The following is a 15,812-nucleotide window of genomic DNA, read 5'->3' as shown; positions in this document are numbered from 1 at the left end:
ACGCGATCCGGTGCGGCCGGATCAGTCCTGGGGACCCAAGGTCAGCTCTTCTTCGTGAACTTGTGGATGGCGATCGGCGCCATGATCACCGTGAGGCCCACCGTCCAGGCCAGCGTCACCCACAGGCCGTGGGTGATGGGATGGCCGCTCGTCATCAGGCCGCGGGCCGCGTCGGCGAGGCCCGACATCGGGTTGTACTTGGTGAAGCCCTGCAGCCAGCCCGGCATATTGCCGGTGGGCGCGAAGATCGACGAGCCGAACTGCAGCGGCATCATGACCAGGAAGCCCATCGCCTGCACGGACTGGGCGTTCTTCATGGTCACACCGAGGACCAGGAAGATCCACATCACGGCGGAGCCGAACAGCGCCGACAGGCCGACGGCGGCGAACAGACCGCCCCAGTTCTCGATGTCGAAGCCGACCAGAACGCCGACGATCATCACGATCGTGGTGGCGATCAGCATGCGCACGAGTTCCACCGAGATCTTGGCGATCAGGACGGAGCCGCGGCTGATGGGCAGGGACCGGAAGCGGTCCATGATGCCCTTCTGGAAGTCCTCGTTGAAGCCGGTGCCCACGGCCTGGGCGATGTTCATGCTCATCATCGCCAGCATGCCGGGGATCACGTACTGCACATACGCGTCCTGGCCGCCGCCCATCGCCTTGCCGATGGAGCCGCCGAAGACGTACACGAACAGCAGCGTGAACACGATGGGCATCAGGACCGCGTCGAACATCGACTCCGGGTCCTTCTTGATCCACAGCAGATTGCGGCGGACGAGGGCTCCGGTGTGCCGGAGGTTGGCGCGCAGACCGATATGGCCGTCGGCCTCGCCGTGCTTCAGAGCGGGGGAGTCAAGGGTTGCGGTACTCATACGGCGACCTCCTCGAGTTCACGGGGGGCGTCCTGCGGGGCACTGGCCTTCTGGCCGGTGATGGACAGGAACACCTCGTCCAGGCTGGGCAGTTCGGTGGCGATGTCGGCGAGGGCGAAACCGCGGGCGGCGAGGGCGCCGACGATCGCGGTGAGCTGCTCGTCGCTCTGGATGGGCACGATGACCGTGCCCGTCTCGGCGTCCACGGTGGCCGTGGCGAGCCCGGTCAGACCGGAGCCGTCGAGCTCCGCGGCCATGGAGCGCAGCTGCAGCGGGTCGGCCGGGCGGATGCGCAGGGTGCGGCCGCCGATCTTCGCCTTCAGGTCGGCGATCTGGCCGCCCGCGATGATCCGGCCGCGGTCGATCACGGTGAGCTCGGAGGCCAGCTGTTCGGCCTCCTCCATGTACTGGGTGGTGAGCAGCACGGTGACGCCCTCGCCGACCATGCGCTTCACCTCGTCCCACACCTCGTTGCGGGTGCGCGGGTCGAGACCGGTGGTGGGCTCGTCCAGGTAGAGGACGGCGGGCTGCCCGATCATCGAGGCGGCGAGGTCGAGCCGGCGGCGCATACCGCCGGAGTACGTCCCCGCCGTGCGCTTGGCGGCCTCGGTGAGCGAGAACCGCTCGAGCAGCTCGTTCGCGCGGCGCTTGGCCTCGGCCCTGGACAGGTCGAGCAGCCGGCCGATCATGTAGAGGTTCTCGAAGCCGGAGAGCTTCTCGTCGACCGAGGCGTACTGGCCGGTGAGGCCGATCTTGCGGCGCAGCTGCCGGGGCTGGCGCAGCACGTCGTAGCCGGCCACGAAGGCCGAGCCGGAGTCGGGGGTGATCAGGGTGGACAGGCAGCGTACGAGGGTGGTCTTGCCGGCGCCGTTGGGGCCGAGGACACCGAGGACGGTGCCCTGGCGGACATCGAGGTCCACACCGTCCAGGGCTCGTGTTCCCTGGGGACCGCCGTAGTGCTTGACCAGCCCCCGTACCTCCACGGCGTTGCTGCCGCTGCTGGGGTTCATGTCGGATCGCGTCATGCCGTCCACGGTCCAGGACCCCGCCGACAAACCACCGACAGACGGCCGACAGCCACCGACAAGCGGCTACAGCCCGCCGATGGGGGAGGTCGGCGGGCTGTAGGTGGTGCCGCGGTGGCTCAGTGGAAGGCGTGCTCCGCCTGCGGGAAGCCCCCGCCGACGACATCCTCGGCGAAGGCCTTGGCGGCGTCGCCCATGACGGTGCGCAGCTGCGCGTACTGCTTCACGAAGCGCGGCAGCTTGCCGCTGGTGAGGCCCATCATGTCGGTCCACACCAGGACCTGGGCGTCGCACTCGGCGCCCGCGCCGATGCCGATGGTGGGGATGTGCAGGGAGCGGGTGACCTCGGCGGCGAGCTCCTCGGGGACGAGTTCGAGCACCACCGCGAAGGCGCCCGCGGCCTCGGCGGCCTTGGCGTCCCGCAGGAGCCGGTGGGCGTCCTCGTCGCCACGGCCCTGGACGCGGTACCCCATGGTGTTCACGGACTGCGGGGTCAGGCCCAGGTGCGACATCACGGGGATGCCGGACTGCACGAGCAGCTCGGTCTGCGCGAGGGAGCGTTCGCCGCCCTCCAGTTTCACGGCGCCCACGCCCGCCTCCTTGACCAGGCGGGTGGCCGAGCGCAGCGCCTGCACGGGCCCTTCCTGGTACGAGCCGAACGGCAGGTCGCCGACGACGAGCGCCCGGCTCGTGCCGCGTACGACGGCGGCGCTGAGGAGGGCGATCTCGTCGAGGGTGACGGGCACGGTGGTCTCGTACCCGAGGTGGCAGTTGCCCATGGAGTCACCGACGAGCAGGACGGGGATGCCCGCCTCGTCGAAGACGGAAGCGGTCATCGCGTCGTACGCGGTGAGCATGGGCCACTTCTCGCCGCGCTCCTTGGCGCCGGTGAGATCGCGAACGGTGATGCGGCGTGTGCTGCTCTTGCCGGGAATGCCCCCGTACAGCGCCTTGCTGCTGTCGGCCGCCTGCGTCTGGGCAGGCTTTTGGGCAGCCGAAATCTGCGTCATTGCAACGGCTCCTTCAGTCATCTCGAGGCGCCCTGACGGCGTCCCCGGATCACCACCCATGGTGGCACTTCGTGTCAGGGCCGCGCTAGGGCGACCCTGGGGAATCGCATCGGACGGGGCCGCCGGAAGGTCCTCGACGCGGCGCCGCGTGCGCAGATGAACCGGGTCTGAACCCGCGCCCCCGAACCTCCGCCGAATATGCGCGTTTCGTCACAGGAGCCGCTGGCCTGCGCCGATACGGAACTCCGTGCTCTCCTCCGTCGTCCTCGACCTCGTACGGCCGTCACAGGCGGCAAAGGCAGACACCGGTATCGCCTAGGGTTCTGGGACGGGGACGGTGTGCACGGCAGGGCAGTGAGGCGACGGTATGGCGCAGGCGTACATGACGGAGACGGGGAACAGCTCGGGGCCCGAGCACTCGGGGTCCCGCTTCCGGCGCCTGTTCGACGGCTGGCGCGGTGACCGGCGGATCTGGCGCCGTGGCATCGCCCTCGCGGTCTTCGCGGTGCTCCTCGCCCTGGTGATGCTGCTGCACGCACACATCCCCAACACCGTCGGCAACCTCGGCAGCCTCATCGAGACCTTCCTGCCGTGGCTCGGCCTCGGCGTCCCGCTGCTGCTCGTCCTGGCGCTCGTACGGAAGTCGGCCACCGCCCTGATCGCGGTCGTGCTGCCCGCGATGGTGTGGGTGAACCTCTTCGGCGGCCTCGTCTTCGACAAGTCGGGCAGCGGCGGCGACCTCACCGTCGTCACGCACAACGTGAACGCCGAGAACCCCGACGCCGCGGGCACCGCCCGCGAGCTCGCCGCCTCCGGCGCGGACGTCGTGGCTCTCGAGGAGCTCACCCAGGAGGCCGCGCCCGCGTACAAGCAGGCCCTGGCGCAGACGTTCAAGTACCACGCGGTCGAGGGCACGGTCGGCCTGTGGAGCAAGTACCCCATGAGCGACACCCGGCCCGTGGACATCAAGCTGGGCTGGACCCGCGCCCTGCGCTCCACCGTCGACACCCCGAAGGGCCAGATCGCGGTGTACGTGGCCCATCTGCCGTCGGTCCGGGTCAAGTTGAACGCGGGCTTCACGGCCGGACAGCGCGACAACAGCGCGGAGGCGCTCGGTGTCGCCATCCGGGACGAGCCGATCAAGAACGTGGTGCTGCTCGGCGACCTCAACGGCACCATGAACGACCGCGCCCTGTCCCCGGTCACCTCGCAGCTGCGCTCCACGCAGGGCGCGGCGGGCGACGGATTCGGCTTCAGCTGGCCCGCGGCGTTCCCGATGGCGCGGATCGACCAGATCATGGTGCGCGGCATGGAGCCGGAGTCGTCCTGGACACTGCCGCAGACGGGCAGCGACCATCTGCCGCTCGCGGCGTCGGTCAAGCTCTGACATCCGGGCGCCCGGCATCCGCTGTCTGACGCCCGCTGTCTGACGCCCGCTGTCTGACGTCCGCTGTCTGACGTCCGCTGTCTGACGTCCGCTGTCTGACGTCCGCTGTCTGACGTCCGCTGCCCGACGTCCGTGCTCGGACATCCGCGCTCTGACATCCGCCGTTAACCGGCAGGAATACATCGCCTGAGAGACTTTGTTCCGTACGAGAACTAATGCGGGTGCCCTTGCCGCCTGCCTCGTACCTCGTACGTCCCTGACCTCCTGCTGCACTTTTGAAGGGTCTCTCATGCCTGTGGCGCTGCTGGCGCTTGCCGTCTCCGCCTTCGGTATCGGCACCACCGAGTTCGTGATGATGGGCCTGCTGCCCAATGTCGCGGACGACCTGGGCACCTCCGTGCCCACCGCCGGGTACCTCGTCTCCGCGTACGCCATCGGCGTCGTCATCGGTGCCCCGCTGCTCACCGCGCTCGGCTCCCGGGTCCCGCGCAAGAAGATGCTGGTGCTGCTCATGGCCGTCTTCACGGTCGGCAATCTGGCCTCCGCGCTCGCCCCGAACTTCGCCTCGCTCGCCGCGGGCCGTGTACTCGCCGGGCTTCCGCACGGCGCGTTCTTCGGCGTCGGCGCGGTCGTCGCGGCCCGTCTCGTCCGCGAAGGGCGCCAGGCCAGGGCGGTGGCGACGATGTTCCTCGGCCTGACCGTCGCCAATATCGTCGGCGTCCCGGCCGCGACCCTGCTCGGTCAGCACCTCGGCTGGCGGGCCACCTTCCTGGTCGTCGCCGCCATCGGCCTGGTCGCCATGGCCGCGCTCGCCAAGCTCGTGCCGTACGTCCCGATGGACGCCACCCAGAACCTCCGCCACGAACTGCGCGCCCTCGGCAACCGCCAGGTGCTGCTCGGCCTGCTCACCGCGGTCTTCGGCTTCGCCGGTGTCTTCGCCGTCTACTCCTACCTGGCCTCCATGACCACCGAGGTCATGGGCATGTCGGAGTCCTCGGTGACGCTGGTGCTCGCGCTCTTCGGTATCGGTATGACCCTCGGTGCCCTGGTCGCGGGCCCGCTCACCGACCGCGCCCTGCGGCCCACCCTCTACGGCTCCCTCGGAGCGCTCGCCGTGGTCCTGCTCGCCTTCGACTTCACGGTCCATGTGCGGTGGGCGGCGCTCGTGACTGTCGTGATCCTCGGCGCGGTCGGCTTCATGACGACCACACCGCTGCAGATGCTGGTGATGCGCAAGGCCGCCCACGCCCCGACCCTCGCCTCCGCCTCCAACCACTCCGCCTTCAACCTCGCCAATGCGGGCGGCGCCTGGGCCGGCGGCGCGGCCATCGCGGCCGGCTGGGGCTGGATGTCCCCGACCCTGGTGGGCGCGGTACTGGCGGCGGTGGGCCTGGGGATCGCGGTGCTCGCGGGGCTGCTCGACCGTGGCCCCGAGCCCTCGCGGGTGGTCGCGGGCAGCGGCGCCAAGTCCGTGCGGGAACACGTGAGCTGAGCTGGGTTGTGCGGCTTGGCTGTTCAAGCTCCCCCGGCTGCCGAGGCACCGCCGGGGGAGCTTGGGGGAGAGCCCCAAGGGTGATGGGCGGTCAGCCCGACTCCCGCCACCGATTCGTGATCGGCAGCCGCCGGTCCTTGCCGAAGCCCTTCTCGGAGATCTTCGTGCCCGGCGGGTACTGGCGCCGCTTGTACTCCGCGGAGTCCACTAGCCGCAGCACCTTCGTCACCGTCTCCTGCTCGTACCCGGCGGCGATGATCTCGTCCGCGCCCTGGTCCCGGTCGACGTACATCGCCAGGATGCCGTCCAGGACCGGGTAGTCGGGCAGCGAGTCCGTGTCCACCTGGTCCGGGCGCAGCTCCGCGCTCGGCGGCTTGGTGATGGAGTTCTCCGGGATGGGCGGCGTCTGGCCGCGCTCTTCGGCCGCACGGTTGCGCCACTTCGCGAGCCGGAAGACCGCGGTCTTGTAGACGTCCTTGATCGGGCCGTACGCGCCCACCGAGTCGCCGTAGAGCGTCGAATAGCCCACCGCCAGCTCGGACTTGTTGCCCGGGGCGAGGACGATATGGCCCTCCTGGTTGGAGAGGGCCATCAGCGTCGTGCCGCGCAGCCGCGACTGCAGATTCTCCTCCGCGAGCCCGGTGAGCCCGAGCGAGTCCATATACGCGTCGAACATCGGCGTGATGGCGACCGTACGGAAGTTGAGCCCCGTACGCCGGGCCAGCTCGGCGGCGTCGCCCTTGGAGTGCTCCGAGGAGTACTTCGAGGGCATCGAGATGCCGTACACGTTCTGCGCGCCGAGCGCATCGCAGGCGATGGCCGCGGTGAGCGCCGAGTCGATGCCCCCGGAGAGACCGATCAGCACGGACCGGAAGCCGTTCTTCGCGGCGTAGGCGCGAAGGCCGACGACGAGTGCCGAGTAGACCTCCTCGTCGTCGTCGAGCCGGTCCGCGTAACCACCGGTGAGCTCCGGCTCGTACGCGGGCAGCGGGTCGGCGCAGAGGACGACATGCTCGATCCGCAGCCCGTCGTCCACGGTGCCGGCGGGCGGCTCGGCCGCGGCGGCCGGCAGATCGAGGTCGAGGATCACGCTGCCCTCGGCGAACTGCGGGGCCCGCGCGACCACTTCACCGCCCGCGTCGACGACGATCGAGTCCCCGTCGAAGACCAGCTCGTCCTGCCCGCCGATCATCGCGAGGTACGCGGTGGTGCATCCGGCCTCCTGCGCCCGCTTACGGACCAGTTCGAGCCGGGTGTCGTCCTTGTTCTGCTCGTACGGCGAGGCGTTGATGGAGATCAGCAGGCCCGCCCCGGCGGACCGGGTGGCCGGTACGCGGCCGCCGTCCTGCCACAGGTCCTCGCAGATGGCGAGGGCGACGTCGACGCCGTGGACGCGTACGACCGGCATCGTGTCGCCCGGCACGAAGTAGCGGAACTCGTCGAACACGCCGTAGTTGGGCAGGTGGTGCTTGGCGAAGGTGAGCGCCACCCGGCCCCGGTGCAGTACCGCGGCCGCGTTCTGCGGGGAGCCCGCGGGCTGGCCGTACTTGGGCTGCGCGGTCTCGCACCGGTCCAGATAGCCGACGATCACCGGGAGTTCGCCCAGGCCCTCGTCGGCGAGGCGCGCCGCGAGCGCCCGCAGCGCGCCCCGGGACGCCTCGACGAAGGACGGGCGCAGGGCCAGGTCCTCGACGGGGTAGCCGGTGAGGGCCATCTCCGGGAACGCCACGAGGTGGGCGCCCTGCTCGGCGGAGTGCCGGGTCCAGTGCACGATCGACTCGGAGTTGCCGGCGAGATCGCCGACGGTCGAATCGATCTGATTCAAGGCGAGGCGTAGTTGAGGCACGCCGCTCAGTGTAATCGTCAGAGCGACGCGATGTCGTGGCGGGGAAATTTGGCCCGGCCCACGCGGAAGCGCGAGGGCGCCCCGGGGGCGCTCGCCCGGGGCGCGTCCGGGACCGAGGGCTCAGGGCTCGGGGGCTCGGGGCTCAGAGCGGAGGGCAGGGTTCAGAGCTGAGGGCTCGGGGCTGCGGGGGTGGGCCGGTGGTGGCTCACCCCCGGCCCGCCCTCGGCCGGGGTGCGCGGGCCCTACTGCGCCGAGCCCGCCCATATGCGGTCTTCGTACCGCATGACCTCCGGGCCGAACGTCAGCTGGATGTCCTTCGCGGCATCGGCGGGTACGGAGAAGGCGAACTGGGTCACGGCCCGCTTGCCGGCGAGCACCTTGCCCTCGAACGGCTTCGTGGCATTGCTGCCATCGAAGATCATTTCGACTTCCGCGCCCTTGGCGTCCCGCATGGAGGGCAGGGCGGAGGTGATGTCCATGGGCTTCTTGCTGCCGTTGATGATCGTGATGGTGAGCTGTACGGCCCTGTGGCCCTTCTTGTGGCCGTAGGCGAACTCGTCCGGGCTGTATGCCCTGGGCTTGCTCACGGTGACCTTGACTCCGTCGTCGTAGCCGAAGGTCTCGCCGAACTTCAGCGGCTCGGCGCTGCCGTCGTCCGCCCCGCTGCCGTCGTCCGCTCCGGCGCCCTCGGGGTTGTCGGAGCCGTCCGAGTCGTCGGAGGAGTCCGTGCCCGGGGTGGGCGTGGACGCGTTGTGCCGGTCCGTGTCCTCCCTGATGTCGTCGGCCACGTCCTTCACCGCCATCACGATGACCGCGGCCCATATGGCGGCGAGCGCGATGGCGACCACGCCGAGGATCGCACCGGCGAGGGCCATGCCCTTGTTCGTCGCCTCGCCCCTGCGGCTGCGGGCATGCCCCACCAGGCCGAAAATCAGGGCCAGTACCCCGAGAACGCCCGCGAGCCAGAACAGGAACGGCACGACCCCGGAGAGTGCCCCGACGAGTCCGACCACCAGAGCCGCGACCCCCAGGCCGTTACGCGGCGGCTGCATCGGGTGCATATGCGGCGTGTGCGGCATCTGCTGCATCGGATACATGGGCGGCGGGGGTGCCATCGGCCGGCCGGCGGGCGGCGGGGCCCAAGGATTGGGCGGTTCGGGGTTGTTGTCGCTGGGCGCGGTCATGTCTGGTCCTCGTGGAAGAGCGATGGAGGCGGGGTCACCGCACGGTGCGCGGGCTTTCCTTCGCATCCCGTTCCCTGATCCCGCGCCTGAAGGACATCCGGATGGCGCCCAAGGTTGTACGCGAGGGGCACGGCTTCGCAGTCCGGGACGAGGCGGGGCCGGGCGTGGGCGGGGAGTGGGCAGGGCGTGCCCACGCCCGGCGTCGGGCCGTCGTCAGGAGCGGTAGCCGAGGACCGTCATCATCCCTGCTTCCGAGTGGTAGACGTTATGGCAGTGGATCATCCACAGGCCCGGGTTGTCCGCGTCGAAGTCCACGCTCAGCGTGCCGTTCGGCAGGATCACCGCCGTGTCCTTGCGGGGGCCGCCCGCCGTGTTCGCCAGGGCGAAGGTGTGGCCGTGCAGATGGAGGGGGTGCCACATCGTCGTGGAGTTGGCGAAGACGAGGCGGACACGCTCGCCGGACCTGACGGGGTGGCGGACCGACGGGTCGTAGGGCTTCTTGTCGAAGGCCCAGTCGTACTTGGCCATTCCGCCGGTGAGCCGGAGCTTGATGGTGCGGTCCGGCTTGCGCGAGGGCAGGGCGGCGGACTCGGCCGCGGTCAGCTTGTCCGCGGTGAGCAGCTTGCCGGAGAGCTCCTTGGGGCGGACATCCGGCTTCGGGGCCGCGCCGCCGGCGGTGCGCAGCAGGGCGAGGGCCGACTTCTTCTTGCCCTCGGCGAGCGCGGTCAGCGGGAAGACGCCGTCGCCCGCGGTCACCAGGACGTCGTACCGCTCGCCCATGCCGAGGAGGAGTGCGTCCGTCTCGGCGTGCCGCACGGGGAAGCCGTCGGTGTGCGTGACCGTCATCCGGTGGCCGCCGAGCGCGACCCGGAAGGCGGTGTCGCCGCCGGCGTTGATGAAACGGATGCGGATGCGGTCGCCGGGCTTGGCGCGGAACTCCGAAGGGGCGTCCGCCGTCCGGCCGTTGACCAGATAGTGCGGGTATGCCACATCGCCCGCGTCACCTCCGAGCAGATCGCTCTTGGCGCCCATCATCATCCGGGAAGGGCCGGAGGGGCCGGACGGCTCGGGGCCGGGGGACTGGGGCCGGGCCTTCCCGGTGCGGGGGTCCAGCGCCATCGACATGTTCGACATGTCGTGGCCCTCGTGCCCGCCACTGCCGTCGGTGCCTTCGCCGCTGCCGCCGCTGTCACCGCCCATGTCGTGGCCGCCGCCCATGCCGCCCTTGAGCTCGGCGAGCACGCCGTCCGGGGTCGAGCCGTCCACGCCGTCGACCCAGTCGTCCAGGACGACGACCCACTCCTTGTCGTACTTCAGGGGCTCCTTGGGGTCCTCGACGATCAGTGGTGCGTAAAGCCCGCGGTCCTGTTGGGTGCCGGAGTGGGGGTGGAACCAGTACGTCCCCGGGTGGGGGACCGCGAAGCGGTAGGTGAAGTCGGCGCCCGGGGCGATGTCCTTCTGGGTGAGGCCGGGGACGCCGTCCATGTCATTGCGCAGGGCCAGGCCGTGCCAGTGCAGTGAGGTGGCCTGCGGCAGGTGGTTGGCGAGGGTCAGGGCGAGGGTGTCGCCCGCGGTGACACGGACTTCCTTGCCGGGCAGGGCGTCGCCGTACGCCCAGGACGTGACCGTGCGGCCGCCGAGGTCGAGCTTGGTCTTCGTGGCGGTGAGGCGGACCTCGCGGACCGGGCCGGTGCCGCGCTTCTTCTCCGCGGCCTCGACCTCCTTGCCCGCGGGGTCGACGAAGCCTTCCGGTGCGGCCGAGCCTCCGTGCCCCGAGTGGGACCCCGGCCCGGAGCCCGAGCAGGCGGCCAGGACGCCGGTGCCGACGGCGGCGATGGAGGCACCGAGGACGGTGCGGCGCGTGGGTGTGCGCATGACTGTGTAACACCTCGTCATCTGCTGGTGTGCTTGCGGCTGGTCGCGTCTGCTGCTTCTGGTACACCGCTCGCCGCCCGGAGGTTCCACTCCTGGGCACAGCAGTTCGAAGCAGCCTGGGCGTCGGCCTAAATCCGCAGCACGGAGAGACGAGAGAGCAGGGTTCTCGGCGGGGGAGGCGCGGGCCACCGCAGACGCAGCGGCGGTGCGCGCGGCGCCGCTGGCGCGGAGGGCGTCCCCGGGCGCAGTACGGCGGCGATCAGGAGCGCGAGCGTGAACGCGCCGAACAGCACGGCCAGGCAGACGGCCATCGGGTTCATGCCGTGCGCGGGATCCCCGGGTCCGGTGACATCCGGTCCGGTGACATCCGGTCCGGAGGCATCCCCCGCGGTGACATCCGGCCCGGTGGCATGCGGTCCGGCGGCTTCTGTTCCGGTACCGGTACCGGCACTGGTGCCGCCCATGCCGAGCGGAGCGGCGGCCGCCTCATGTCCGGCCGAGCTGCCGTACACCGGGCCCACGGCCACGGCGGCTTGGTCCACGCCCACGGCAGCTTGGCCCACGCCCGTGACGGCGTGGCCGCCGCCCGTGACAGCGTGCTCGCCCACCGGTCCCATACGTTCACCGGCCGGCATCCCCGTGTGCTCGCCCGCGGACATCCCTGTGTGCTCGTCTGAGGACATCCCCGCGTGCTCGCCCGCCGGATGCCCCAGCGTATGCATCGTGACGATCCCGAAGAGCAGCGCGGCGAACAGCAGCAGCCGTCCGCACCGCGCTCGCGCGCCCCTCGAAAACGTCATGGCCGCACCTTACCCCTGGCGGGTATAGGGGGCGCGGCCGGGTTCCGGCGTGCGGGAAGCCGGAGGCGCGTTGATCATGGAGTGCATGACGACCAGCGAGCAGGTCGGGGACACCGCCGACGACGGTACGAAACGCCAGTTCATCTCGTGGGTGACGCTCGCCCTGATGACGACGGCGTCGGTGGCGAGCCTGCGGCCCTCGCCCTCGATGGCGATCTACGGGCTGGCGGCGGTCTTCCTCTACCTGCTGCCCGCCGTCGTCTTCCTGCTGCCCACGGCCCTGGTCGGCGCCGAACTCGCCTCCGGCTGGACGGGCGGCATCTACCGGTGGGTCAGCGAGGCGCTCGGCAAGCCGCTCGGCTTCCTCGCGGTGTGGTGCCAGTTCGCGATGACCATCGCCTACTACCCGAGCCTGCTCGCGTATGTCGCCTCGACCTTCGCGTACGTCATCCACCCGAGCCTCGCCGAGAACGGCCTCTACGTCGCGATCGTCATCATCGTCATCTACTGGACCGGCGTATGGGTTTCCTCGCGCGGCACCAGGACCGTCGCCGGCCTCTCCAGCATGGGTCTGGTCATCGGCACCCTGATCCCCGGTGTCGTCCTGGTCGCGCTCGGCATCGTCTTCCTCGGCCAGGGCAATCCGTCCGCCGCGTCGATGAGCCCCGGCCACTGGCTGCCGCCCTGGACGGGCCTGGCCAGCCTGGTGCTGATCGTCAACAACTTCCTGTCGTACGCGGGCATGGAGATGAACGGCGTCCATGTGTCCTCGCTGCGCAGCCCGCGCTCCGAGTACCCGCGTTCGATCTTCCTGGCCACCGGCCTTGTGCTGCTGATCTTCATCCTCCCGGCCCTGGCGATCAGCTGGGTGATGCCGTCCGGGCAACTGAGCCTGACGGCCGGTCTGATGCAGGCCTTCGAGGCGTTCTTCGGGCACTTCGGGGTCGGCTGGCTGACGAAGGTCGTCGGGATCATGCTCGTGACGGCCGCGCTCGGCGGCATGCTCACCTGGCTCGCCGGGCCCGCGAAGGGGCTGGTCCAGCTGTCGCGGCAGGAGGGCTATCTGCCGCCGTTCCTGCAGCGCCTCAACAAGTACGGCGTACCGCAGAACATCATGGTCGCGCAGGGTGTGATCACCACCCTGATCGGTGTCCTGTACGCGTTCAGCTCGGATGTCTCGTCCGCGTACTGGATGTTCTCGGTGATCACCGTGCAGATCTATCTCATCGCGTATCTGCTGATGTTCATCGCCGTCGTCCGCCTCCGCAAGACCCAGCCGGACCGGCCGCGTGGCTTCTACGTGCCCGCCGTGCGTGTGGTCGCGGCCGTCGGCTTCGTGGCCTCGCTCGCCGCCATGGTGATCGGTTTCGTGCCGCCCGACCAGTTCGGCGGCGCCCCGCTGTGGCGGTACTTGCTGATCGTCGGCGGCGGTCTCGTGCTGCTCGGCCTGGCCGCGCCGCTCGCCTTCCTGAAGTTCCGCAAGCCGGGCTGGATCCATCCCGAACATCGCTGACCCGAACATCGCTGACCCGAACACCGATGAACACCGCTGACCCCGAATGCCGCCGACCCCCGGCGCCTCCGGCTCCGGCTCCGGAAAACCGCCATGAGCGGCGCTTGTGGGTACACGTAAGCTTTGCCCCACTATGTCCGCGCCTCAGCCATCTCGCCCGTCCCGCCTGTCCCGCACGCCTCACCCCCGTGCCGTGCGGGCCGTCGCCGTGCTGCTCGGGCTCGGTGCCGTCGCGTACACCGCGTGGGTCCTCGAAGTCGTCATCTCCACGGGTCTCGACCCGATACGCACCTACGTCAGTGAACTCGCCGCCGAGAGCGAGCCGCTCGGCGGGCTCTTTAGGGCCACCGATCTCGCCGCCGGGCTCCTGGTCCTCGCCGGCGCCCTGTGGGGTCTCGTCCGGCTGCGGCCGCACCGGGCCTGGGCGCGGGCCGGCTGGGCGGGGCTGCTCCTGTTCGGCGCCGCCACCGCGACCGACTCACGGCTGCCCCTGAGCTGCACCCCGACCGCCGATCCGGAGTGCGCCGCCAGGGAGACCGCGGGCCTGGTCCCCGCCACCCACGCGGCACACGCCGTCAGCAGCTCCCTCGCCGTCACGGGCGCTCTGGTCGGCATCGTGGCCCTGACCGTGGCCGCGCGCCGGTATGCGATGTGGGCACCGCTCGCCCGGTTCGGGCCCTGGCTCGTAGGGCTGCAACTGGCCGTCACCGTATGGACCCTGGCCTCCGTCGCGGCCTTCGAGGCGGGCAAGGGGACCTGGCTCCTGGGGCTCGGGCAGCGCTCGCAGGTGCTGATCATCGCGGTATGGCTCGGCCTCTTCGCGTTCGCCCTCCTCCGTCGTCCGGAGCCCGCCCGCCCCGCGCGCCGCCCCATGGCCGATCATGGAGCGCGATGACGACTTCCTTCGTACGTATCGGTGGAGTGCCGCACCACGTGGTGGTCGAGGGCTCGGGTCCGGTCTGCGTGCTCTCGCCGGGGCTCGGCATGGCCTGGTACGACTGGGACGCCGTGGCCGCGCTGCTCGCCCCGCACCGCACCGTCGTCCGCTTCGACCGGCCGGGGCTCGGGCTCAGTGCCCCCGCGCGCGTGCTGCCGTCCCTCACCGGCGAGGCCGACCGGATCCGCGGCGTCCTGGACGCCTGCGGCCTGAAAGGGCCCGCCACTGTGGTGGGCCACTCCCTGGCCGGCTTCCACTGCGAGGCGTTCGCCCGTCTCCACCCGGCGCGTACGCAAGGGCTGGTGCTCGTCGACTCCAGTGTCGAGGAGGACGCGAGGCCGCGCCCCGCGCCCGCCCTCAGAACCGGCGCCACGCGCGCGTGCGCCCTGGTGCTGAGCGCCGCGGGGATGCCGAACGCCTTCGGCCCGCTGCTGCGCCGCGCCTCGGTGCGGCTGTCCCGTACGGGCGGCGGCGACCCCGCCCCGTACGACCTGGTGCGCAAGGCGTACGGCACCAGCCGTTCCCTGCGCGCCGTGTTCGACGAGCACGCCACCTATCTCGACGAGGCGGCGCAACTCATCTACGTACGACGCCAGTTCCGCCTTCCGGCCGGTCTTCCCGTCACCGTGCTCGCGGCGGGCGCGGACGATCGCTGGCTGACCCGGCAGCGGGGCCTCGCCGGGCTGCTCGGCGCGGAGTTCCGGTGCTCGCCGGACGCGGGGCACCTGGTGATGCTCGACCGGCCGCAGGACGTGGCGGAAGCGGTGCTCGACCAGGCCGCCTGAGGCCGTGGCGGGCCGTCTACTGTTGCCGCGTACCTCCGAGAAGGGTGACGCCGAGTGGCAGAAAGACCGAGTACGGCCTTTGCGATGGGCGGCGAGGTGCTGGACCTGGCGTTTCCGCCACAGCTCCGTGAACGCCTGTGCGCCTGCGCGGAGTTGGCCGCCGAGCCGCTGACCGGCCCGCTCACCGATGCGGCGGCGCGCGCGGTGCTCGCCGGTACGGAGATCCTGGTCACCGGCTGGGGGTGTCCGCCGCTCACCGCCGAAGTGCTCGCGTGCGCACCGCACTTGCGTGCCGTCGTGCACGCCGCGGGCTCGGTCAAGCCGCTGGTCACCGACGCGGTCTGGGAGCGGGGCATCGTGGTCTCGTCCGCGGCGGAGGCCAACGCGGGTCCCGTCGTCGCCTTCACGCTCGCCGCGATCACCTTCGCCGCGAAGGACGCACTGGGGGCGGCCGCCCGGTACTCCGGGTCCTGGCCGGCCTTCGCCGAGCGGCCCGGCCTGGACGGCCGCGTCATCGGGGTCATCGGGGCGTCCCGGATAGGCCGCCGCGTCATCGCGGCACTGAGGGCGTCCGACGCCGGGCACGGGGTGCTGCTCGCCGACCCCTACGTCGGGCGGGCCGAGGCCGAGGGACTCGGGGCGGATCTCGTATCGCTCGGGGAACTGTGCGCCCGCAGTGGCATCGTGACGGTCCACGCCCCCGAACTTCCGGAAACACAGGGCCTGTTGAGCGCCGAGCTGCTGGCCTCCATGCCCGACGGGGGCACGGTGATCAACACGGCGCGGGGCGCACTCGTCGACACGGACGCCCTGACCCGCGAGTGCGCGACGGGCCGCCTCTCCGCGTACCTCGACGTCACCCACCCCGAACCCCTGCCCCCGGAGCACGCGTTGCTCTCCCTGCCCAACGTCCAGGTGACCCCGCACATCGCCGGCGCACAGGGCACAGAGGTACGCCGCCTCGGCGCGTACGCCGTGAGCGAGGTGGAGCGGTTCGTGGCGGGCGAGGATCTGCAGGGCCAGGTCACGCGCGCGCAGTTGGCACGCATGGCATGACGCGCGCAGTTGGCACGCATGGCATAA

13 protein-coding genes are annotated in these 15,812 nt (G+C 70.8%); 6 read left to right on the top strand and 7 right to left on the bottom strand.

What is annotated here, in order from left to right; all coding sequences use genetic code 11:
• Positions 1-41: 41 nt before the first annotated feature.
• The 3 genes from ACFQVC_RS36810 to panB form a co-directional block, all read right to left on the bottom strand.
• A complete protein-coding gene (locus tag ACFQVC_RS36810; protein ID WP_381838994.1) occupies positions 42-875 on the bottom strand; it encodes an ABC transporter permease in 834 nt (277 codons plus the stop codon).
• The gene (locus ACFQVC_RS36805) at positions 872-1,900 is read right to left on the bottom strand and encodes an ATP-binding cassette domain-containing protein (RefSeq protein WP_381838990.1); all 1,029 of its coding nucleotides are present in this window, start codon (positions 1,898-1,900) and stop codon (positions 872-874) included. Before ACFQVC_RS36805 ends, ACFQVC_RS36810 begins: the two co-directional genes overlap by 4 nt.
• Positions 1,901-2,019: 119 nt before the next feature.
• Entirely contained in the window at positions 2,020-2,910 is an 891-nt protein-coding gene (panB, locus tag ACFQVC_RS36800) for a 3-methyl-2-oxobutanoate hydroxymethyltransferase (protein WP_381838987.1), read from the bottom strand.
• A 367-nt stretch (positions 2,911-3,277) separates the two neighbouring features.
• On the opposite strand from panB, the gene ACFQVC_RS36795 reads away from it, so the two are divergent.
• Together ACFQVC_RS36795 and ACFQVC_RS36790 are read left to right on the top strand one after the other, a co-directional pair.
• Positions 3,278-4,297, top strand: a complete 1,020-nt coding sequence (locus ACFQVC_RS36795; protein ID WP_381838984.1) for an endonuclease/exonuclease/phosphatase family protein — start codon at positions 3,278-3,280, stop codon at positions 4,295-4,297.
• Positions 4,298-4,586: 289 nt separating this feature from the next.
• Positions 4,587-5,789: an MFS transporter gene (locus ACFQVC_RS36790; RefSeq protein ID WP_381838981.1), complete on the top strand. Its 1,203-nt coding sequence runs from the start codon at positions 4,587-4,589 to the stop codon at positions 5,787-5,789.
• Positions 5,790-5,880: 91 nt separating this feature from the next.
• On the opposite strand, the gene ACFQVC_RS36785 is transcribed toward ACFQVC_RS36790, so the two are convergent.
• The 4 genes from ACFQVC_RS36785 to ACFQVC_RS36770 all read right to left on the bottom strand — a co-directional run bounded on the left by ACFQVC_RS36785 (position 5,881) and on the right by ACFQVC_RS36770 (position 11,494).
• Positions 5,881-7,635 carry an NAD+ synthase gene (locus tag ACFQVC_RS36785; protein ID WP_381838978.1) on the bottom strand — a complete coding sequence of 585 codons (1,755 nt, stop codon included), beginning with the start codon at positions 7,633-7,635 and terminating at the stop codon, positions 5,881-5,883.
• A 242-nt stretch (positions 7,636-7,877) separates the two neighbouring features.
• Complete coding sequence (locus ACFQVC_RS36780) at positions 7,878-8,819, bottom strand: DUF4190 domain-containing protein (protein WP_381838975.1); 942 nt, start codon at positions 8,817-8,819, stop codon at positions 7,878-7,880.
• A 213-nt stretch (positions 8,820-9,032) separates the two neighbouring features.
• On the bottom strand, positions 9,033-10,694 hold the full coding sequence (locus tag ACFQVC_RS36775; RefSeq protein ID WP_381838973.1) for a multicopper oxidase family protein: 1,662 nt from the start codon (positions 10,692-10,694) through the stop codon (positions 9,033-9,035).
• Between the two features lie 128 nt (positions 10,695-10,822).
• Complete coding sequence (locus tag ACFQVC_RS36770) at positions 10,823-11,494, bottom strand: hypothetical protein (RefSeq protein WP_381838971.1); 672 nt, start codon at positions 11,492-11,494, stop codon at positions 10,823-10,825.
• 85 nt (positions 11,495-11,579) lie between these two features.
• On the opposite strand from ACFQVC_RS36770, the gene ACFQVC_RS36765 reads away from it, so the two are divergent.
• The 4 genes from ACFQVC_RS36765 to ACFQVC_RS36750 all read left to right on the top strand — a co-directional run bounded on the left by ACFQVC_RS36765 (position 11,580) and on the right by ACFQVC_RS36750 (position 15,785).
• On the top strand, positions 11,580-13,007 hold the full coding sequence (locus ACFQVC_RS36765) for a glutamate/gamma-aminobutyrate antiporter GadC (RefSeq protein WP_381838969.1): 1,428 nt from the start codon (positions 11,580-11,582) through the stop codon (positions 13,005-13,007).
• Positions 13,008-13,200: 193 nt separating this feature from the next.
• Positions 13,201-13,902 carry a DUF998 domain-containing protein gene (locus tag ACFQVC_RS36760; protein ID WP_381838967.1) on the top strand — a complete coding sequence of 234 codons (702 nt, stop codon included), beginning with the start codon at positions 13,201-13,203 and terminating at the stop codon, positions 13,900-13,902.
• Positions 13,899-14,729 (top strand): alpha/beta fold hydrolase, encoded by an 831-nt coding sequence (locus ACFQVC_RS36755; protein ID WP_381838966.1) that lies wholly within the window; start codon positions 13,899-13,901, stop codon positions 14,727-14,729. Before ACFQVC_RS36760 ends, ACFQVC_RS36755 begins: the two co-directional genes overlap by 4 nt.
• Positions 14,730-14,783: 54 nt before the next feature.
• On the top strand, positions 14,784-15,785 hold the full coding sequence (locus ACFQVC_RS36750; protein WP_381838964.1) for a hydroxyacid dehydrogenase: 1,002 nt from the start codon (positions 14,784-14,786) through the stop codon (positions 15,783-15,785).
• Positions 15,786-15,812 lie beyond the last annotated feature (27 nt).

This window comes from Streptomyces monticola (assembly GCF_042665355.1).
GTDB classification, from domain to species: Bacteria; Actinomycetota; Actinomycetes; order Streptomycetales; family Streptomycetaceae; genus Streptomyces; species Streptomyces monticola.
This window is presented reverse-complemented; position numbering and strand designations above follow the sequence as displayed.